The sequence below is a fragment of the Amphritea sp. GJ51-11 genome (genome assembly GCF_055808735.1).
The window spans coordinates 4,191,919-4,212,088 of the sequence record NZ_CM147881.1 but is presented as its reverse complement, the minus strand read 5'-3'; the positions used below and the strand labels follow the sequence as shown (position 1 = coordinate 4,212,088).

The window sequence follows — 20,170 nt, the reverse complement described above, 5'->3', positions numbered from 1 at the left end:
TAAGATTAGAAGGATGTTGATGATGAATATACGTAAATTGTTTGCCACCGTAGCATTAGTTGCCGGAGGTCTTGTGGCCGCTCAGACAGCGACGGCAGGGGATACTATCCGTATCGCTACCGAAGGCGCCTATTCGCCTTTTAATATGGTTGATTCTAGCGGTGAGCTGATTGGCTTTGATGTTGAAATTGCTAAAGCACTGTGTGCTCAGATGCAGGCTGATTGCGAGATCGTGGCACAGGATTGGGATGGTATTATTCCCGGCCTGCGGTCAAAGAAATATGATGCCATTATCGCCTCTATGTCGATTACCGAAGAGCGTATGCGGGTTGTCGACTTCTCAGAAAAATATTATTCCAATGTGTTGGCCTTCGTTACATCTGAAGGTAGCGATATTGAAGTGACAAAAGCGGGTCTGAAGGGTAAAACCGTTGGCGCACAGCGAGCGACCATTGCCGGTCAGTATCTGGAAGATAACCTCGGTGATGTCGTTGATGTAAAACTGTATGACACTCAGGATAACGCCTACTTGGATCTGACTTCGGGTCGTCTGGATGCATTGTTGTCGGATAAATTTCCTGCTTATGACTGGTTGCGTTCAGAAGAAGGTAAGGGCTTTGATTTCCAAGGTGAAGATATCGATATTAACGATAAGATCGGTATAGCTGTTCGTAAGGGCGATGCGCTGAAAGATAAGTTTAGCGCTGCGATCAAGGCGATTGTTGCCGATGGTACCTACGATAAAATCAACAAAAAGTATTTCCCATTCTCCATCTATTAATGGTGTGAATAACCATTTTTATCACTGAGGCCGGCGTTGACCGGCCCGTTTTTTAGGGTATTTCATGGACCTGCAAGGCTTTGGTCAACTCCTCATATCCGGTACTTGGGTCACCATTCAGCTAGCACTGTCTAGTTTATTGGTGGGGCTGGTGTTTGGTTTGGCAGGCGCAGCGGCAAAACTGTCGAAAAACCGTTTCGCTCGCTGGTTCGCAACCGGCTATACCACGCTGGTGCGTGGCTTGCCGGAACTGTTGTTAGTGCTAACGATCTATTTCGGTGGCTCGCAATTGCTAATGTGGATCGCCAGTGGCTTTGGCTACGACGAGTATATCGAGATCGGCCCTTTTGTGGCCGGTGTTGCCGCCTTGTCGATTGCGTTTGGCGCCTATGCGACCGAAGTGTTTCGGATGGCGATGATGGAAATTCCGGACGGCCAGTGGGAGTCGGGGCTTGCCTGTGGCATGAGTCCTCGGCGAACCTTCTTCCGGATTATCCTGCCGCAGGTGTGGCGTCTGGCGATTCCCGGTTTGGGTAATCTGTTTCAGGTGTTGCTCAAGGATACTGCGTTGGTCTCGGTGGTGGGACTGAACGATATTATGCGTCAGTCACAGGTGGCTATCAGCGCCACGAAAGAGCCCTTTACCTTCTTTATGGTTGCCGCTTGCATCTATTTACTGCTGACGGCCGCGACCACAGGATTTACCATGTTTATGGAACGGGTGGCTAACCCTGCGGGCCGGGAGAATCGAGGATGACCTGGGAATGGGGTGTTATCTGGCAGTATTTGCCTCGCTTGTTGGAAGGCGCTTGGCTAACCATGGAGTTAGTCTTGATCTCGGGCCTGATTGGTATTGCGATGGCGATACCGCTCGCCTTGATGCGGGCCTCTAGCCGACCTTGGGTGCGGGTGTTGCCCTTTATCTATATCTATTTTTTCCGTGGGACGCCGCTGCTGGTGCAGATTTTCCTAGTCTACTATGGCGCATCGCAGTTTGAATATGTGCGTGATTCGTTCCTTTGGCCGATTCTTAAACAGCCCTATTGGTGCGCGATTATCGCCTTCAGTTTGAATACCGCGGCCTACAGTGCCGAGCTGTTCCGTAGTGCGATTCAGGCCATTCCGAATGGTGAAATCGAAGCGGCAGAAGCGATGGGTATGAGTAAGCCGGTGCAGATTCGCCGGATTATTATTCCCCGCGCCTTCGGTATCGCTTTGCCTGCGTATGGCAACGAAGTAATTCTGATGCTTAAGGGGAGTGCGCTAGCCAGTACCATTACGCTGCTCGATCTGACCGGTATGGCGCGGACCATTATTGCCCGCACCTATACACCGCTGGAGATGTTCTTAGCCGCAGGTATGGTGTATCTAGCGATCAGTGCGGTGATTATTGCTCTGTTCCGTTTTATGGAGTATCGCTTTAATCGGTATCAATATTACCATCATACCGATACCCCGAAAGATCTGGATCCGTTGTTGCGCGATCCCCATATCGATCAAAAGTAATCCCTGCGATTATTGGCGAAAAGCCTCGATTAATTCAGGATATCCGCTCTGATAGTCCGGGTATTTGAATTGATAACCTGATGCTTTTAATACTGTATTACGGCAGCGCTTGCTGCCAATGGTACGCCGCGCTGACCTTTCCGTTATCTCGACCTTAAGTTGTTTAGCCAGCCAGTCACTGACCTCGTGTAATGGCGCGGGGGCATCATCGCTGGCTAGATAGAGCGGCGGCAGTGCTTGTTGATGGGAGAGTTGGTAAAGGTGTTCCAGCACGCCGACACAATCGTCACGGTGAATCCGGTTGCTATAGCGTGACGGCGTATCAGGGTAGCCTATGCCGCGATTAACCTGCCCTAGCATATAGTTGCGTCCGGGCCCGTAAATCCCGCTGAAACGCACCACCGTCGCCGCTAGGCCGCTTTGAAGTGCGATCGCCTCCGCCGCCAGCATGATTTGGCCGGAAAAATTGTCTGGCTCGGTGGGGGACTGTTCATCTATCCATTCATCATGGTGTTGATGGTAGACTGCCGTACTGGAGATAAAGAAAAGTTGTCGTGGCCGAATCGACTGTTGTTCTAGGGCATTCAGTAGATTGCTTAGGCCTTGGGGATACGCTTGTTGATAGACGGTTGCATCCCGCTGGCCAGCAGCAACGATATAGAACAGTGTATCAAGCGGTTGTGGCAGGCCCTGAAGCGTGTCAGGCTGACTTAGATCAGCGGCGATCCCTTGGATACCCGCGGGCAGCTGGTTTATATTACGGCGCAGGCCGAACACTTGATGTCCTTGGGCGGCGAGGTTCAGTCCTAGCTGACTGCCGACATCACCGCAACCGGCGATTAGAATCTGATCCCTGTTTAACATATGCTTCACAGTACTTATCCTGTCTCAGGTTGAGTCCGTATCATAACAAAGGAAAGCCGCGTATGACTCTTACCGAGTTACGTTACATCGTTACCCTGGCCCAAGAACAACATTTTGGTCGTGCCGCCGAGCGCTGTTTTGTCAGCCAGCCCACCTTGAGTATTGCGGTTAAAAAACTTGAAGACGAATTGGGCACCGCACTGTTCGAGCGTAGTAAGCATGCGGTGAGGGTAACACCGGTAGGGCAGAAAGTGGTGCGTCAGGCGCAAACGGTGCTGGAGCAGGCTGAGTCGATCAAAGATCTAGCTCAAGAGGGTAAGGATCAATTGGCCAGCCCATTGCGGGTCGGTGCGATCTATACCATCGGACCATACCTATTTCCGCAACTGGTGCCCGAACTACAAAAGCGGGCGCCGAAGATGCCGCTCTATATCGAAGAAAATTTCACCGAAAACCTGCGTCCTAAAATTCGTAATGGTGAGTTGGATGCCATTATCGTGGCGTTGCCGTTTGATGAACCCGATATCCTCACCCGGCCGCTCTATGATGAGCCCTTTATGATGTTGCTGCCTAAGGATCACCCTTTAGCCAGTAAAGATCAGATCGATAGCCAGACGTTACATGAGCAAGATCTATTGCTGCTTGGCGAAGGCCATTGCTTTCGCGACCAGGTCTTGGAAGCCTGTCCGACCCTCTCCCATGGCTCTGATAAGCACACCATCACCGAGGGGAGTTCGTTGGAAACTATCCGTATGATGGTGGCTTCAGGGCTAGGAGCCAGTGTAATTCCTAAGTCGGCGACCGGCGGTTATTATCAGTCGGATATGGTGGTGACTAAACCCTTTAAGTCGCCACCACCGGTGCGCACCGTAGGGCTTGCTTGGCGGGCTAGTTTCCCTCGGCCACAGGCGATCGATCTATTGATTGACGCACTGAATAGCTGTGCCGTCGCGGAAAATAAACACTGATATGCATACCGCCCTCGCGCAACTGCCGGTGACAGAGCTGAAAGGCGTCGGGGCGGCGTTGCAGCAGAAACTCGAAAAGCTGGATATTCGTACCCTGCAAGATCTGCTGTTTCACTTACCGCTGCGCTATCAGGATCGCACTCGCATTATGCCTATTGGCGGCCTGCGGCCCGGCGATGAAGGGGTCGTTGAAGGTGAAGTTAAAGGGGCCGATATTGCCATGGGACGGCGGCGCAGCCTCGTGTGTCGCCTACAAGATGGTACGGGCACCATTACACTGCGTTTTTTCCATTTTTCAGCGGCACAGAAAAACAATCTTAAACCGGGCACCCGGTTGCGTTGCTTCGGCGAAGTGCGTACTGGTGCTAGCGGTTTGGAAATCTATCATCCGGAATACCGACGGGTCGATGATACGGTGATTACGCCAGTAGAAGAGAGTTTGACGCCGATCTATCCTACCACCGAAGGGATGAATCAAGCCCGCTTGCGCGCCTTAACCGATGGCGCCCTGTCCTATCTCGCCAAAGGCTCGTTGACCGAGTTGATACCCGAGCATCTGCGACAGCAGTGGCGCTTACCCTCTCTCAATGAGGCGATCAGCTATCTGCACCGTCCGCCGGTGGATGCTGACCAAGAACAGTTACTCGATGGTTATCACCCAGCGCAGCGGCGATTGGCATTTGAAGAACTGTTGGCGCACCATCTTTCACTGATTAAGTTACGTCAGCGCGCCCGGCAATCAGGCGCTCCGGAGCTGCGGGCCAATCGGCAGTATCAGGATGCTTTTTTACAACAACTACCCTTTCCCTTGACGGGGGCTCAGCAGCGGGTCAGCCAAGAGATTAGCGCCGACCTAGCTCAGCCCTATCCGATGCTGCGGCTGGTGCAGGGTGATGTGGGCTCGGGTAAAACCGTGGTGGCCGCTTTGGCGGCACTGCAAGCGGTTGAGGGTGGCTTTCAGGCGGCGATCATGGCGCCCACTGAGATTCTGGCCGAGCAGCACTTTATTAGTTTTACCCATTGGCTCGAGCCGTTGGGGCTGAAAGTAGCTTGGTTGGCGGGTAAATTAAAAGGTAAAAAACGTCAGGCCCAGCTAGAAGTGATCAGTGATGGTTCGGCACAGGTGGTGGTGGGCACCCATGCACTATTTCAGGATGAGGTTCACTTTGCTAATCTTGGGTTGGTCGTGGTTGATGAGCAGCACCGCTTCGGTGTGCATCAGCGCCTAGCCTTGCGTGAGAAAGGTCGAACTGATCATCGGGCACCTCATCAATTGATTATGACGGCTACACCGATTCCCCGTACCTTGACCATGAGCGCCTATGCCGATCTGGATTGCTCTGTGATCGATGAGCTGCCGCCGGGGCGCACACCGGTGAATACGGTGGTAATTTCGGATCAGCGTCGTCCAGAGGTTGTCGAACGGGTGCGTGATGCCTGTGGTCAGGGGCGGCAAGTCTACTGGGTCTGCACTCTGATTGAAGAATCTGAGGCGTTGCAGTGCCAGGCCGCCGAAGTGACCGCCGAAGCGCTGCGCGAGGCATTGCCGGAGCTGCGCATCGGTTTGATTCACGGCCGCATGAAACCGGCTGAAAAGGCCGCCATTATGGCCAGTTACAAAGCCGCCGAACTCGATCTGCTGGTGGCTACCACCGTGATTGAGGTGGGTGTGGATGTTCCGAACGCCTCGGTGATGATTATTGAAAATCCCGAGCGGTTAGGGTTGGCGCAGTTACATCAGTTACGCGGCCGCGTGGGCCGTGGTTCGGTCGAGAGTTTCTGTTTGCTGATGTATCATGCGCCCCTGTCACAGCAGGGGCGCGAGCGTTTAGCCGTCATGCGTGAAACCACCGATGGTTTTAAAATTGCAGAGAAAGACCTCGAATTACGTGGGCCGGGAGAAGTACTCGGTACCCGTCAGACCGGTATGATGTCCTTCAAAGTGGCCGATCTACAACGGGATGCGGATCTGTTGACTCGAGTGAAACAAGTGGCTGGACAGATTATGGCTGATCCGCAGTTGAGTGATGCGATTATTCAGCGATGGCTCGGACGTGATGAGCAATATGCCAGTGTTTAAACGGCTTTAAATCTCGGTTTTTATCGACCCGATCACCCGCTGTTTCGGGCGCAGCATAGGCGTTAGCCATCGTCTATTAGTAAAAGGTTATGATGACTCTATGACTGTACCACCGTGCCGATTTTCGATCGCCGCATCTGATGCGCCCATTGAGCTGTTACCCCGCGACCTGAACGGCTGGCGGCAGGGTAATTGTGGTGTTGATTATGTTCATCGTTTTGATTCGGGCCGCGAAGGGCCAGAGCTGGTGATCCAAGCGCTCACCCATGGTAACGAAATCTGCGGTGCGAATGCCTTACTGTGGTTGTTGGAAAATAATATCCGCCCAATGTGTGGCGCGATGACACTGATTTTTGCCAATGTCGATGCTTATCAGACATTTGATCTACAACGGCCGTTTGCCAGCCGCTGTCTTGATGAAGATATGAACCGCATCTGGCTACCGGAGCGGTTGAGCTGCCCCGATAGTCACGAAACCCGCCGCGCCGTTGAGTTACTACCCTATATTGAGAACGCCGATAGTGTGTTGGATCTGCACTCCACCACCTTTGCGGTCGCACCGATGTTGATTTATCCACAGACTTCAGGGAATACCGCCTTTGCCGACCGCTTGCAGTTTCCTTTCCCTCATCTGCTGTATGATCCCGGCAGTTATCATCAAGGCATTTTGATTTCCGAGCATCAGCGTCACGCCGACAAAGGTGTTTCCTTAGTGGCGGAGTGTGGACAGCATTTTGCTGCCTCGACCAGTCAGCAGGCATTAGCGGTGACCCTGCGATTTATCGCTCAGCATGGCATGTTGGATAGTTGCGTCGAGATACCCGCATGGGGGTATGCTGCGGATGATACGGCAGGGCATTATCGTATTGACCGGGTGCTTAATGCGCAAACGGAACAGTTTCGTTTCGCGATCCCGGTTAAAGGCTTTGAGCAGTATTGCAAAGGCGAGCTGATCGCCACCGATGATCAAGAGCTTATTGCCGCCCCCTTTGATAATTGTGCCTTGATTATGCCCGCCCGAGTGCCAGTTGCCGGTGAAGAAGTGGTGACACTGGCAGAACGTTTAGAATCCACACAAGTATAATATGCAGAACAGGAACAACTATGGCCGCCTCTGAACAGCAGCTTGAACTCATTGAACGGCAGCTAGGGCGTGAGCCCCGTGGACTGGTTGATATCGCTTGGCAGAGCCCTCAGGGCGTGCCTGGGGTATTACAAATGCGTTCGCTGGTGGATGATCAGCCTTTCCCGACGCTCTATTGGCTTAGCTCGAAAGATCTCTATCAGGCGATCGCTGAGATTGAAACCTCGGGCGAAGTGAAGCGTATTGAGCAACAGCTGGAAACCGATGATGACTTGCGGGCTGCGCATTTGGCGGATCAGCAACGTTATGTTGATCTACGTTGGCAGATGATGGCGGATAGTGATCGACAGCGTATTGCCGAATTGGGTTTTACTGAACTGTTTGATAGCTATGGTATCGGTGGTATTCGTCACTGGGATAAAGTGCGTTGTCTACATATGCAGTATGCCTATCATCTTGCGGTAGGAGGTACTGCGATCGGCAGCTTGTTGGATCAGCGTTATGGGGTGGACCAAACGCCATTAGCGTTGTGAGCGTAGTTAAGTAAAAGGTGCCGTAAATTGCAGGCATAAAAAAGCAGGCGAGTGCCTGCTTTTATTGGTTATGACGGAGTCTTAACCGCTGGAGCGTCGATAAGCGCGGCTTGTAAGCGCTTATTAACCGGTCAGCTTGTGGTATTTCTCCATCAGCTGCTCTTCGTTCTCAACGTGATCTGGATCCTTAGGAATACAGTCTACGGGACATACTTCGACACACTGTGGTGTGTCATAGTGACCGACACATTCAGTACATTTGTTCGGATCGATCTCGTATATTTCATCACCGGGAGCAATCGCCTCATTAGGACATTCCGGCTCACATACGTCACAGTTAATGCATTCATCTGTGATAATTAATGCCATGGTGGCTACCTCACTGACTCGTATTGACTTAAATATTAGTGGCCGAAATGATCTTTCAGCACTTTATGGACTGATGGGTGCACAAATTGTTCTACATCACCACCAAGACTCGCAATTTCACGTATCAGGGTCGATGAAATAAAAGATAAGTGCTCTGCCGGCGTCAGAAAAATACTTTCCGTCTTCGGCGCTAGCTTGCGGTTCATATTGGCGAGCTGAAACTCATACTCAAAGTCAGAAACAGCACGTAGGCCGCGCAGGATAATATTAGCATTTTGCTGGCTGACCAGATCAGCCAACAAACAATCAAAGCCAACCACTTCAATATTATCGAGGTGCGATGTTACTGTTTCCACCAAGCGAACCCGCTCTTCCAGCCGCAACAGTGGTTCTTTATTAGGGCTAGATGCAATGGCTACAACAACCTTATCAAACAGCTTAGATGCCCGTTCAACCAGGTCGGCGTGTCCATTTGTTATAGGGTCAAATGTACCCGGGTATACTGCAATGTTCATTATGAGTTCACGTCTACTCTGCTTGAATGAATATTAGCAAATCCGCAAGGGCGCGATATTAGCTGAATTGCTAGGCTATCACAAATACAATAATGGAATGTATAGATCTTTAGTGGTTATAAGAAAAAATATTTTTATTACAATAAAGAATATATAGGTTAGCCAGGATGATTAAAAGGTGATCGGATGAAGATAAGACAACGTTTAGCTCCATTTTTTATGATATTTAGTGTTGCGCTGCTCAGTGGTTGCTCGACGTTACAGAGCATCGATAAAGGTCTGTATAACGTTGCGGAATCGATAACGGAAACCGATAGGGTCACAGGCGAGCGTACTCTGAGTGCTGCCGACCGTAGTGCCCAGATACAGCAGGGTAATGCCGCGGTAGAACAGCTATTGGCGGACGAGAAAAAAGCCGGTCGCAAGGTTGATGCGGCGTTGGATCGACAGCAATATCAGCGCTTGGTGCGTATCTTTGATCGGGTTCATCAGGTCAGTCATCTGAGTCAAGAGCGCTGGCAGCCGATATTGATCGATCGGGATTCGTTTAATGCCTTTACCACCGGCGGCACCTATATCGTGGTGCATCAGGGGTTAATGCAGCAGTTAAACGATGACGAGGTAGCGGCCGTGATCGGTCATGAAATTGCCCACACCGTGGCTAATCATGTGGGTGAGCGGCAAACATCTCAGCAAATTAGCTTGCTGGCATCGAAAACAGCCCGGCAAGAGGGCTATCAAGCGGCGTACACCCATGAGTTAGAACGGGAAGCCGACCGTATCGGTGTACTTTACAGTGCGCTAGCTGGCTATGACCCTTATGCCGCTACTCAGATTTGGCAGCGACAATATCAGCAGCAGGGTAATGCGCGTAGCTTATTTGCCCATGATCACCCGGTTAATGCCGAACGCGCCGCCGAAACTAAAGCGCTGGCGGATAAGGTAAAACAGTATTACCAAGCTGGACGCATCAACCCTAATGCAGCGACGTTGCGTGACGATAATAGTCTCTGGCAGAAGCGCGATAATAATGATCAAGAAACCGCCGGAGAAGGCGGTGGCGTATCGGCCATTTTATCCACAGCCCTTGGCGCTTATGTAGATCATCAACAAGCTAAGCAGGAGGCGGTGCGGCAGGCGCAATATGCACAATTTGTGCAGGCGGTGGAAAGTTATATGAAACTGGAGCAGCAGCGCCGTGCCAGTAATACGAGTTGGACAACTCAATGGTATTATAGCGGCAATAGGGCCTTGAAAGGCGTAGTGATGGGCTTTATGGCACAAGACAGTGCAGGCAAGTTACATCGCTATGTGGCTCACCAGCCGGGCATTGTGCGCCCCGGTCAGCGTTTTAGCCTGACCTTTAAAACCAATGACGGGGTATCGTTGCAACAGATCGAGCAGATGAAGGCGCGGTATTACGTCGATGATGCGTTGCCGTATTAGTCAGCACCCAGAGAGGCCCCTTTTTAGGGGCGATGCTCAATCGACGTATCGATGAAAAGAGCGTAGTGAGCAAGAGTGCAGGCTATACGGTTAGATGCCGTAGTCGCGTTCAACTTTTGCAATGCGTACCTTGAAAGAGGAATACCAGTGCTGATGGCCCTTTTGTTGCGCTGCTAGATGTTCGGTATGTGCTTTCCAGCGCTTGATTGAGTCTAAATCTGCCCAATAGGATACGCTGATACCCACCCCTTCCCTTGCGGATTCTATGCCGAGAAAGCCCGGTTGTTGTTCCGCTAGTTCGACCATTCTCTCGGCGGTTTCGGCATATCCATGATCGCCATCAGTACGTGTCGATGTGAAAATAACGGCATAGTAGGGTGGCTTCGGTGTTTTGGCGATGTCTGACAAGGTATGTCCCTCGATAATGAATACCACTTTTGATGCACAGCTGACCTAGGCTCTTTCAAGTTCTTTTATAAAGCCGATAGGTGACTTGGCCGGCGGTTTTTTCGCGATGGAGTTGCCAGTTGTCGGGCACTAGCGGGTTGGTGAGTTCTTTTTCGGTTTCTAGATAGATCATGGCATTGCTGGTGAGTAGGTTGTTCTGTTCTAGCAATTGGCAGCAGATGGCTGATAGGTCTTGGTGGAATGGGGGATCGAGAAAGACCACATCGAACTGTACTTCTAAATCGCCACTGCGGGTTTCCAGCCATTCGGTAGCGGAGCCGGTGATCAGTTCCGCATGTTGGGTTTTTAGATCTTGAATATTTTGCCGTAGCTGACGAATCACCACGGATGAGTTGTCGATCATGGTGACATGGGCCGCACCCCGGGATAGGGCTTCAAAACCTAATGCGCCGCTGCCGCTGAATAGGTCGAGACAGCGCCCGCCGGGGATATAAACCGATAACCAGTTGAACAGCGTCTCTCTTACCCGGTCAGGGGTGGGTCTTAGCCCTTCAACTTCAGGAAAGCTTAGCTTGCGGCCGCGCCAGTCTCCGCCAATAATTCGCAGTTGCTGGTTTCCAGAACTGATTTTTTGAGAGGTGCGCTGTGGGCGACGTCTGGCCATGTTAATTCCTTAAAAGTTGAACGCTGCATTAAATCAATAGGCGGGTAGCGTGAGCTGATAACGGCCTGGACTGGTTAGAAACAGCGTGATCTGCTTTTTGACCTCGGCATTATCAACCTGATTTAGCTTCTCCTCGAAGTTATTCAGGTAGTCTAGCGGCAATTGATAGAATGCAATGGTGTTGAGCAGGCTCAGCTGAGGTTCGATCGCTTCCATCTGAATCTGGTAGTTATTCTGCAGCATGTCTCGGGTGTCGTTGATCAATCGGTCATCGAGTTTTGCGAGCAGTGTTTGCATAAGAGGGCCTAGGTCATCATTGGCGTTGATTTTCGAGCCCTGCAGAATCATAGCGACAAAACCCTGCTTGTCCAGTGATTTCCAGACCAATCGAGCGTTCATCTGAGACTGCTGTTGCAGCAGCTGTTGTAGGGTGCTAACCGCTAACAGTTCAGTGGCAAATTGAGGCTGTTGTCGTCCAGGAAGTGCCAAGCCCAATAGGCGATAGGTTTGATTGTCCTGCGGTGACAGTCGCTGACGGCTGAGGCTCAGGGGCTGGTTGATACTGTGATTGTCGCTAGAGGGCGCTCTTAAGAGTGAACTGAGGCGCTCTGCCAGTGATGCGGTATCAGGCCCTTTCAGGGTGAGGGTGACGGCGTCCGGGCGAACGCTGTGATGAAAAAACTCAGCAAAACGTTGTAAGGGGTGTATCGACGCTGGACTGCTGATGAGATTGCCAAAGGTGCTCAGCAGGCGGTTTTCTGGATCTTTTAGGTTTAAATACTGCGCGGCTTCCAAGTGTGTCCATCGCTGTTCTAGATCCGTGCCGGGGTGATAAGCTCTTAATCGTTGTAGCAGTTGTTCCGCCATCGTTTTTATCGCGTCGGCTTTGGCTTGCTTGGCCGGTAAGGTGATCGATATTTGCAGTTTGTCGGCGGAAATTCCGGCACTGAGAGCCGCGTTGAGTGTGTTAAAGGGCGGCTGCTTGGTTAACTCGGCTAGTTGCTGTTCGGCCTGCTGCAGCAGGAGTTGTTGCAATAGTTGTTGTTCACTATTAATGGCGGCCCCGGTGCGAAACAGCAAGCTGAGTTGCACCGTTGTGTCGTCGTGATCGACATAGTACAGCGGAAGATCTGGGTGTTTGTTGATGCGGATAAAGTCTGAGCTGCTGTTCTGCCCGGCGGTGAGTAAGACGATGGCGACGGCGACGATCCAGACAATAATCTTCAGATACATGCGGTTAAATAGCGGCGATTTAGCATCCGACATCAGTTATTCCTGGTCATTTTGTGGCCTGTTTGCAGTGCCCTAGCTGGGCTTTACTATGGTAAGATATCCGGCCTAAATGAAACATACAGGACGACTCGCGGATGGAACAGGGATTACCCTGTTTTTTTGCACCTTTAGCGCCTGACATCGGACAGTAATCAAGCATGTTTAAGAAGCTTAAATCAATTTTCAAGTCTGAGAAAGATGATACTCAGAAAGGTTCAGTTGAGGCGGTCGATCTGCCAGCTGAAAGTGCCGATCAAGTGGTTGTTGCAGCCGACGTGGCTGCAACGGAGACGGTTGCCGCCGCACCGCCGCAGCCGGTAACGCCGGACGCGCCTACCGACGCTGCTGAAACACCGGTCGCTGAACAAGCAACCGTGGTAGAGCCTGAACCCCTACTTAGCCCTGCAGCAGAAGCCGACGTTGTAGCGCCGGCACCTGCCGAGCTGGCTGAAACGGTTGAGCCCGTTATCGTCGCAGAAGTGGCTGCAGCGGAAGTGATTGCCGAGCCTGAGCCCATTGCAGACATCGCGCCGACCCCAGAGCCAAAACAGAAAACCGGTTTTTTCGGCCGCATTAAAGCGGGTTTGAGTCGCACTAAAGGTAACTTGACCGAAGGTTTGGGTAATCTATTTCTCGGTGCCAAAGAGATCGATGATGATCTCTTTGAAGAGATTGAAACCCAACTGTTACTGGCCGATGTTGGCGTTGAGGCAACGACGGAGATCATCGACAAACTGACAGCCCGAGTGAGCCGCAAGCAGTTAGCTAATGCTGATGCGCTTTATACCGCGTTAAAAGAAGAGCTGGCGGGATTGTTGGATCAGGTAGAGCAACCGATCGACTTCAACCAGAGTAAAGGCCCCTTTGTCTTACTGATGGTTGGGGTTAATGGGGTGGGTAAAACTACCACTATTGGCAAGTTGGCGAAAAAATATCAGGCGGAAGGTAAATCTGTGATGCTGGCGGCGGGTGATACGTTTCGGGCGGCGGCCGTTGAGCAACTGCAGGTTTGGGGCGATCGCAATAATGTGCCAGTGGTCGCGCAGCATACCGGGGCCGACTCGGCATCCGTGATCTACGATGCGTTGCAATCCGCTCAAGCTAAAAATGTGGATGTGTTGATCGCCGATACCGCGGGCCGTCTTCAGAATAAAGATCATCTGATGCAAGAGTTGGAAAAAGTTGTGCGGGTGATGAAAAAGTTAGACCCTGATGCTCCCCATGAAGTGATGTTGGTGCTGGATGCCGGCACCGGTCAGAATGCAATGAGCCAAGCGAAGCTGTTTAAAGAGGCGGTGGGCGTGAGTGGTATCAGCTTAACCAAGCTAGATGGCACGGCTAAAGGCGGAATTATCTTTGCTATTGCGAAACAACTGGATCTGCCGATTCGTTATATTGGTGTCGGTGAACAGGTTGATGATCTACGCCCCTTCAAGGCAAAGGAATTTGTCTCGGCACTGTTTGACTAGTCGACTTTCAGCAACGGTTTAACGGCATGTATCGAATATATCAATGATCAGTTTCGACAACGTCACCAAGCGTTACCCCAATGGTTATGATGCCCTGAGTCAGGTTAACTTTAGCCTTGCCAGTGGCGAAATGGCCTTTTTGACCGGCCATTCTGGCGCGGGCAAGAGTACCCTGCTGAAACTGCTGATGCTGATGGAGCGACCCTCGAATGGTCGGGTGTTAGTGGGCAATCAGGATCTGGCGACCTTGAGTAACCGGCAGATTCCCTATCACCGTCGTCGTGTCGGGGTGGTGTTTCAGAATCATCAATTATTATTCGACCGATCGGTATTTGAAAATATTGTCTTGCCGCTACGGATCTGTGGCTTCGATCCTGCTGATGCTGCTCGTCGGGCGCGTGCAGCGCTGGATAAAGTTGGCTTGCTGGAAAAAGAGAAACTTAATCCGGTGGTGCTGTCCGGTGGTGAGCAACAGCGAGTGGGTATTGCTCGAGCGATTGTACATAAACCTCAGGTGCTGTTGGCGGATGAGCCGACCGGCAACCTTGATCCCAAACTGTCTGAAGAGGTGATGCGCCTGTTTCAGCAGTTTAATCAGGTGGGGACTACCGTGCTGATTGCCAGCCACGATCTAGGCTTGATTGCGCGGATGCCGCATCGGGTGATTACTCTCAATCGGGGTAGGTTGGTCAGTGATGGAAAATAATCAACGTCGTAAAGGTGCCGTTCGGGTTGAACCGAACCCTAAACGGGATGCCAAGATACACCGTGGTGCCGAACACCATCAGCTCAATATCAGTGATAAAGGGCGTAGTTATGTGCGGCATAACGTTGAAGTGGCTCGGCAATCCTATTATTCCTTGTTGGCACAACCGCTAACCACCTTCATGACCCTAGCGGTACTTGCGATTGCTTTAGCCTTGCCTGGTGCCCTGTATGCAGGGCTAAAAAACTTACAACAGCTAGGTGATGGCTGGCAGGGCGATCCACGGGTTGCCCTTTATCTGCAATTGAGTGTCTCGGACGACGATGCCGAGCGCTTAAGCCGCGAGCTATTGCTGCGGAATGATGTGGCAGGCACCGAATTGATCACCGCCCAGCAGGGGATGTTAGAGTTTCAGGCGATGTCCGGTTTTGGTGATGTATTCGACTTTCTGGAGAGCAATCCGTTACCGGCCGTGGTGATGGTGATGCCGCGTGATCTATCGGTGGCGTCGGTGCCATTATTACAGGCTAAATTACAAGCGCTGCCGCAGGTTGATGAAGCGGTGGTGGATATGGAGTGGGTGCAACGGTTGGCCGGCTTTGTAAGCTTGGCTGAGCGGGCAGTCTGGGTGCTGACGGCGCTGTTTGTTATGGCGGTCTTACTGGTGGTGGGCAATACTATTCGGCTATCGATCGAGAGTCGCCGGGATGAAATCATCATTGCTAAGCTAGTAGGGGCGACGGATGCCTATGTTCGCCGGCCATTTCTTTATGATGGCATTTGGTTCGGTATTGCCGGCGGCGTCTGTGCTTGGATTCTGATTCAGTTGAGTCTATTGCTGCTCAGTAACCCGGTTGAACATCTGGTAACGCTCTATAATAGTCAATTTGAATTAGCTGGTTTAGGTTTCGTCGAAACACTGCTGTTACTACTGATCAGTATTCTACTGGGCTTATCCGGTGCTTGGCTGGCAGTGGGCCGGCACCTTCGAGAGATCCAACCGCAGTAATTTTCGATGGTCTATTCCGCTGATAGCGGTTAAATGTTGCGCTGCATCAAACCCGAGTGCTGCATTAAGTGTAAATATAGGTAAAGTGACTAAGGCGTTACACTTGCCATCTGCTAGTGTTGTGGTTATCTTTGTGGGTCTGCTGGGTACCGGTTGATCGACGTGACTATAAACGGTACCGGATAGCGGGTTGTAAATAGCTGGAACTAATCTGGCTGAAGAGTGTCATAGCGTTAACTTATATTGATACTCTTTGAAATGAATAAGTAATGAGGTTGAGAAATGGGCAAGAGCCTACGGGTCATTGAAGTATTATCTCCAGGTCAGAATCTGGAGGCATATATACGTCAGGTGACTGCGATTCCTGTTCTCACAGTAGAAGAGGAACGCGGACTGGCACAGCGACTGTATTTTGAGAATGATCTTGAAGCAGCGCGTCAGTTAGTATTATCTCATATGCGATTTGTGGTGCATGTTGCTAAGTCTTACTCCGGTTATGGCCTTTCTCAGGCCGACCTGATTCAAGAAGGCAATGTGGGCCTGATGAAAGCGGTTAAACGCTTCGACCCTACCATGGGGGTTCGTCTGGTATCTTTTGCGGTGCATTGGATCAAGGCGGAGATGCATGAATTTATTTTGCGTAACTGGCGTATCGTGAAAGTCGCGACCACTAAAGCTCAGCGTAAGTTGTTCTTTAACCTGCGCAGTAAAAAGAAAAACCTGGGTTGGTTAACTAACGCTGAAGTCACCGCAATGGCGGGTGATCTGGGTGTTGATGAACATGTTGTCCGGGAGATGGAAGGCCGGATGAGCAGCGCCGATATGGCTTTTGATGCTCCCGTGGGCGATGACGATGAGCGGGCTTATCAATCACCGGCTTATTTCCTTGAAGACCACAGCCAAGATCCTGCTAGTCAGGTGGAAGATTCTAACTGGGAAGCCGATTCTAATCAGCGTCTGAGTCAAGCGATGGAACAGCTGGATGAGCGAAGCCGCGATATTCTGGTACAGCGTTGGTTGGGTGAAGAGAAAGCGACCCTACACGAACTGGCGGCACGTTATGAAGTGTCTGCCGAGCGAATTCGTCAGCTTGAAAAGAACGCGATGAAGAAGATTAAAACTGCGATGCTGGAAGCCTGATCCTTTAGGTTTTTGTTGCTCGGATAAAAAAAGCCGCCCTCGAATGAGTGCGGCTTTTTTTATTGCTTATCGAGACCGCTTAGCTTTGTTAGAATAGCCACTCTTATTGCCCGGTACCGTTTATGTCTGCTCGTTTTGTTATTTTTTTCACCGCGCTGAGTGGTTTTATTACTGTGGGTCTCGGTGCCTTTGCTTCACATATGCTGCGCACGCAATTGAGCGAGCGGTTGTATGAGGTGTTGCACACCGGTATCCAATATCAGATGTTCCATACCCTAGCGCTGTTTGGTATCGGTCTATTGATGCTGCGTCAGCCTGATAAAGGTTGGAATCAAACGGCGGTACTCTTTATCGCGGGCATTGTGTTTTTTAGCGGCAGCCTCTATGCGCTGGCGTTGAGTGGACAGTCTTGGTTAGGCGCAATAACCCCGGTGGGTGGGATGTTGTTTCTGGCCGGCTGGTTGAATCTTGGCCGGGTTGCATTTCGGCAGTTAAGTTAATAGAAGTGGATCAAGCTCAATGTTGATACAGGTAAATGGTGACAATCTAGACGTTCAAGAAGGCGCCAGTGTGGCTGATCTGATTATGCAGCTAGAACTGGGAGAGCGCCGGGTGGCCGTCGAGCTGAATCTGGAGATCGTTCCTCGCAGCCGACACGCTGAAACAGTGCTGCATCAAGGCGACCGGGTCGAAGTGGTTCATGCGATTGGTGGCGGCTGAGTCATCGCTGCTCTGACGTATGCTTGAGATAACATGACAGAATTTAACGGGATAGAACACAATGTCTGAACAACATAACGATCCACTGATTATCGCCGGCCGTAGCTTCCAGTCGCGTCTTTTGATTGGCACGGGTAAATATCGTGATCTGGAAGAAACCCGTCTGGCGATTGAAGCCAGTGGTGCTGAAATCGTGACCGTAGCGGTACGCCGTACCAATATTGGCCAGAACCCAGATGAGCCAAACTTACTGGATGTTATCTCACCGGATAAATATACCATTTTGCCGAATACTGCTGGTTGCTTTAATGCTGAAGACGCCGTGCGCACCTGTATGCTGGCCCGCGAGTTGATGGATGGCCATGATCTGGTGAAGCTGGAAGTGTTAGGCGATCAGAAAACCCTCTACCCTAATGTGGTCGAAACGATCAAAGCTGCTGACGTGTTAGTGCGGGATGGTTTTAAGGTCATGGTTTATACCAGTGATGACCCAATTGTCGCTAAAGAACTCGAATCACTGGGTTGTGTATCTATTATGCCGTTGGGATCGATGATCGGTTCTGGATTGGGGATTCTCAATCCTCACAATATCAATGTGATTATGGAAGATTGCAAAGTGCCGGTGTTAGTGGATGCCGGTGTCGGTACCGCTTCTGAAGCGGCCTTTGCCATGGAAATGGGCTGTGAAGCGGTATTGATGAACTCGGCGATTGCCGGCGCCCGCAATCCTATGTTGATGGCCTCTGCGATGCGTAAAGCGATTGAAGCGGGTCGTGAGGCATTCCTAGCCGGACGGATGCCGCGGAAGAAATACGCCAGCGCATCTTCGCCAATGGAAGGTACCATAGTCGCTAAGTAATAAAGTCTAACCTGCGTTATTAACGTATTGATTTATATGCAAAGGTGGCCTTTCGGGTCGCCTGATTAAACCAACGATTGTAGCAGCCTGATCCACAGATCAGGCTGTTTTGTTTTAATAAGAGTCCAGATCGATGTCAGAAGATAACAAAACTGAACAGCAGACCCCGGAAGATTCCGTCGGGGAGAAGTATATGCGTACCGTTAAGAGCTTTGTGCTGCGTGCTGGTCGCATGACCGAAGGCCAGCAGAAGGCGATGGAAACGGTATGGCCGCAGATGGGCCTAGAACTGAGTCAGGGGATGCTGGATCTGAATCAAGTGTTTGGTCGCGAGGCACCTGTGGTGCTAGAGATCGGCTTTGGTATGGGTGATTCGTTGATCGAGATGGCCAAGGATCAGCCCGAAAAGAACTATATCGGCATTGAGGTGCACCGTCCCGGCGTGGGGCGCTTGCTGAGCAATGTTGAGAAAGAAGGCCTGACTAATATCCGGGTGTTTTGTGATGATGCAATTGAAGTGTTGGCCCAATGTATTCCGGATGAAAGCCTGAGTACATTACAGCTGTTCTTTCCTGATCCATGGCATAAGAAAAAGCATCACAAGCGCCGTATCGTACAGCTTTCATTTGCCGAAACTATTCGCAAGAAACTTAAAGTGGGCGGTCAATTGCACATGGCCACTGACTGGGAAAACTACGCTGAACATATGATGGAAATCATGAGTGCGGCACCGGGTTATCGGAATGTGGCGGGTGATCAGGCTTATTCGCCGCAGCCCGAGTGGCGTCCGGTGACCAAATTCCAGAAGCGCGGAGAACGGCTAGGACATGGCGTGTGGGATCTTATGTTTGAGCGAACCGCTGATTAAGGCTAACGGCCGTAGGCCGAAAACAGGGTTGCTATGGCGTGCTATCACGGCCTAAAAGGATGTGTTTCAGTGTTAGGCTGAGATGCATCTTAGACTTTGTTTTTCTCATCCATGACCACATGGTAAAATAAGCGTTCAGTACTTTATTCTATTCCCGGATATCCAGCTACCATGCCGAATTCATCGGAAGAAATCGTTATTAACAAACCTCGTCGTCGTTCTCGCATTCGCGAAGCCCACGAGAATACAATTTTGCGTGCAGCAGAACAGCTGTTCTCGCAAAATGGCTATCATGGCACTGCGCTCGAAACGATTGCAGAAAAAGCCGGAATGTCGAAGCAAAATTTGATCTATTACTTCTCTTCTAAAGAGCTACTATACCAACGCGTGTTGCGAAATATCCTCGATATTTTGATCGAGAAGATGACTTTGATGGATCAGTTAGGCGACTCTCCCAGAGAGATACTCACTAACTATATCAAGAGTAAAATTGAGATTTCGCGGCACTATCCGAACGCATCTAAAGTATTTGCTATTGAAATTATCAATGGCGCACCCTATCTGAAAAAATATCTTCAGACCCACCTGACACCGGCCTTAGATGATGATGTGAAGCTGGTTGAAAAATGGATTGCGGAGGGCGTTATGGATAGAGTCGACCCCTACCACCTGTTTTTCATGATATGGTCATCGACCCAGACCTATGCGGATTTCTCCTCCCAGGTAAGCCTCTCTCTTGGTAAAGAGAAGCTAGAGGATAATGATTTCGATCGTGCTACTGAATTTTTGACACATCTCGTTATTAAAGGCTTAGGAATGAAGTAAATCTATCGATGATTACTTTGTACTAAGTTGTCTATTTAAACAGCCAGATAAGCTTCTTCGCAGAATGTTATCTGGCTTTTTTAC

The 20,170-nt window shown here is 50.7% G+C and carries 23 protein-coding genes; 17 read left to right on the top strand and 6 right to left on the bottom strand.

Annotation, left to right across the window (positions count from 1 at the left end; genetic code table 11):
* Positions 1 to 19: 19 nt before the first annotated feature.
* The 3 genes from AC0L4K_RS19070 (at position 20) to AC0L4K_RS19060 (ending at position 2,287) form a co-directional block, all read left to right on the top strand.
* Positions 20 to 781, top strand: coding sequence for an ABC transporter substrate-binding protein (locus AC0L4K_RS19070; protein WP_473267555.1), 762 nt, complete (start codon positions 20 to 22; stop codon positions 779 to 781).
* A gap of 64 nt (positions 782 to 845) precedes the next feature.
* Positions 846 to 1,538: an ABC transporter permease gene (locus tag AC0L4K_RS19065; RefSeq protein WP_417228230.1), complete on the top strand. Its 693-nt coding sequence runs from the start codon at positions 846 to 848 to the stop codon at positions 1,536 to 1,538.
* Positions 1,535 to 2,287 carry an ABC transporter permease gene (locus AC0L4K_RS19060; protein WP_417228229.1) on the top strand — a complete coding sequence of 251 codons (753 nt, stop codon included), beginning with the start codon at positions 1,535 to 1,537 and terminating at the stop codon, positions 2,285 to 2,287. The genes AC0L4K_RS19065 and AC0L4K_RS19060 overlap by 4 nt, the downstream gene beginning before the upstream one ends.
* A 9-nt stretch (positions 2,288 to 2,296) precedes the next feature.
* Here AC0L4K_RS19060 and AC0L4K_RS19055 read toward each other — a convergent pair whose 3' ends face one another.
* Positions 2,297 to 3,151: an SDR family oxidoreductase gene (locus AC0L4K_RS19055; RefSeq protein ID WP_417228260.1), complete on the bottom strand. Its 855-nt coding sequence runs from the start codon at positions 3,149 to 3,151 to the stop codon at positions 2,297 to 2,299.
* 62 nt (positions 3,152 to 3,213) lie between these two features.
* On the opposite strand from AC0L4K_RS19055, the gene AC0L4K_RS19050 reads away from it, so the two are divergent.
* The 4 genes from AC0L4K_RS19050 to AC0L4K_RS19035 all read left to right on the top strand — a co-directional run bounded on the left by AC0L4K_RS19050 (position 3,214) and on the right by AC0L4K_RS19035 (position 7,816).
* A complete protein-coding gene (locus AC0L4K_RS19050; protein ID WP_417228228.1) occupies positions 3,214 to 4,119 on the top strand; it encodes a hydrogen peroxide-inducible genes activator in 906 nt (301 codons plus the stop codon).
* 1 nt (position 4,120) lies between these two features.
* Positions 4,121 to 6,199 (top strand): ATP-dependent DNA helicase RecG, encoded by a 2,079-nt coding sequence (gene recG / locus AC0L4K_RS19045; protein ID WP_473267554.1) that lies wholly within the window; start codon positions 4,121 to 4,123, stop codon positions 6,197 to 6,199.
* A 100-nt stretch (positions 6,200 to 6,299) separates the two neighbouring features.
* On the top strand, positions 6,300 to 7,283 hold the full coding sequence (locus AC0L4K_RS19040; protein WP_473267553.1) for a M14 family metallopeptidase: 984 nt from the start codon (positions 6,300 to 6,302) through the stop codon (positions 7,281 to 7,283).
* A 20-nt stretch (positions 7,284 to 7,303) separates the two neighbouring features.
* Positions 7,304 to 7,816 (top strand): DUF501 domain-containing protein, encoded by a 513-nt coding sequence (locus tag AC0L4K_RS19035; RefSeq protein WP_417228225.1) that lies wholly within the window; start codon positions 7,304 to 7,306, stop codon positions 7,814 to 7,816.
* 123 nt (positions 7,817 to 7,939) lie between these two features.
* Here the strand turns inward: AC0L4K_RS19035 and AC0L4K_RS19030 are convergent, their stop codons facing one another.
* Entirely contained in the window at positions 7,940 to 8,185 is a 246-nt protein-coding gene (locus AC0L4K_RS19030; RefSeq protein WP_417228224.1) for a YfhL family 4Fe-4S dicluster ferredoxin, read from the bottom strand.
* A gap of 35 nt (positions 8,186 to 8,220) precedes the next feature.
* Complete coding sequence (coaD, locus tag AC0L4K_RS19025) at positions 8,221 to 8,700, bottom strand: pantetheine-phosphate adenylyltransferase (RefSeq protein WP_417228223.1); 480 nt, start codon at positions 8,698 to 8,700, stop codon at positions 8,221 to 8,223.
* Between the two features lie 186 nt (positions 8,701 to 8,886).
* Between coaD and AC0L4K_RS19020 the strand changes: the two genes are divergently transcribed.
* Positions 8,887 to 10,146, top strand: coding sequence for a M48 family metallopeptidase (locus tag AC0L4K_RS19020; protein ID WP_473267552.1), 1,260 nt, complete (start codon positions 8,887 to 8,889; stop codon positions 10,144 to 10,146).
* A 90-nt stretch (positions 10,147 to 10,236) separates the two neighbouring features.
* Here the strand turns inward: AC0L4K_RS19020 and AC0L4K_RS19015 are convergent, their stop codons facing one another.
* The 3 genes from AC0L4K_RS19015 to AC0L4K_RS19005 are packed head-to-tail and all read right to left on the bottom strand — an operon-like array spanning position 10,237 to position 12,484.
* Positions 10,237 to 10,554 (bottom strand): antibiotic biosynthesis monooxygenase family protein, encoded by a 318-nt coding sequence (locus AC0L4K_RS19015; protein ID WP_417228221.1) that lies wholly within the window; start codon positions 10,552 to 10,554, stop codon positions 10,237 to 10,239.
* Between the two features lie 55 nt (positions 10,555 to 10,609).
* Complete coding sequence (gene rsmD / locus AC0L4K_RS19010) at positions 10,610 to 11,218, bottom strand: 16S rRNA (guanine(966)-N(2))-methyltransferase RsmD (protein ID WP_417228220.1); 609 nt, start codon at positions 11,216 to 11,218, stop codon at positions 10,610 to 10,612.
* Between the two features lie 33 nt (positions 11,219 to 11,251).
* A complete protein-coding gene (locus AC0L4K_RS19005; RefSeq protein ID WP_473267551.1) occupies positions 11,252 to 12,484 on the bottom strand; it encodes a peptidase M16 family protein in 1,233 nt (410 codons plus the stop codon).
* 164 nt (positions 12,485 to 12,648) lie between these two features.
* On the opposite strand from AC0L4K_RS19005, the gene ftsY reads away from it, so the two are divergent.
* The 9 genes from ftsY to AC0L4K_RS18960 all read left to right on the top strand — a co-directional run bounded on the left by ftsY (position 12,649) and on the right by AC0L4K_RS18960 (position 20,086).
* Positions 12,649 to 13,959, top strand: coding sequence for a signal recognition particle-docking protein FtsY (gene ftsY, locus AC0L4K_RS19000; protein WP_473267550.1), 1,311 nt, complete (start codon positions 12,649 to 12,651; stop codon positions 13,957 to 13,959).
* A gap of 43 nt (positions 13,960 to 14,002) precedes the next feature.
* Positions 14,003 to 14,665 (top strand): cell division ATP-binding protein FtsE, encoded by a 663-nt coding sequence (gene ftsE, locus AC0L4K_RS18995; RefSeq protein ID WP_417228217.1) that lies wholly within the window; start codon positions 14,003 to 14,005, stop codon positions 14,663 to 14,665.
* Positions 14,655 to 15,674: a permease-like cell division protein FtsX gene (gene ftsX / locus AC0L4K_RS18990; protein ID WP_473267549.1), complete on the top strand. Its 1,020-nt coding sequence runs from the start codon at positions 14,655 to 14,657 to the stop codon at positions 15,672 to 15,674. Before ftsE ends, ftsX begins: the two co-directional genes overlap by 11 nt.
* Before the next feature lie 282 nt (positions 15,675 to 15,956).
* Positions 15,957 to 16,814 carry an RNA polymerase sigma factor RpoH gene (gene rpoH / locus AC0L4K_RS18985; RefSeq protein WP_417228215.1) on the top strand — a complete coding sequence of 286 codons (858 nt, stop codon included), beginning with the start codon at positions 15,957 to 15,959 and terminating at the stop codon, positions 16,812 to 16,814.
* 122 nt (positions 16,815 to 16,936) lie between these two features.
* Positions 16,937 to 17,314, top strand: coding sequence for a DUF423 domain-containing protein (locus AC0L4K_RS18980; RefSeq protein WP_417228214.1), 378 nt, complete (start codon positions 16,937 to 16,939; stop codon positions 17,312 to 17,314).
* 19 nt (positions 17,315 to 17,333) lie between these two features.
* A complete protein-coding gene (gene thiS, locus AC0L4K_RS18975; RefSeq protein ID WP_417228213.1) occupies positions 17,334 to 17,534 on the top strand; it encodes a sulfur carrier protein ThiS in 201 nt (66 codons plus the stop codon).
* Positions 17,535 to 17,595: 61 nt separating this feature from the next.
* Positions 17,596 to 18,393 carry a thiazole synthase gene (locus AC0L4K_RS18970; protein ID WP_417228212.1) on the top strand — a complete coding sequence of 266 codons (798 nt, stop codon included), beginning with the start codon at positions 17,596 to 17,598 and terminating at the stop codon, positions 18,391 to 18,393.
* 133 nt (positions 18,394 to 18,526) lie between these two features.
* Positions 18,527 to 19,261: a tRNA (guanosine(46)-N7)-methyltransferase TrmB gene (trmB, locus tag AC0L4K_RS18965; protein WP_417228211.1), complete on the top strand. Its 735-nt coding sequence runs from the start codon at positions 18,527 to 18,529 to the stop codon at positions 19,259 to 19,261.
* 171 nt (positions 19,262 to 19,432) lie between these two features.
* Entirely contained in the window at positions 19,433 to 20,086 is a 654-nt protein-coding gene (locus tag AC0L4K_RS18960; RefSeq protein ID WP_126157054.1) for a TetR family transcriptional regulator C-terminal domain-containing protein, read from the top strand.
* The last annotated feature ends 84 nt before the right edge of the window (positions 20,087 to 20,170 follow it).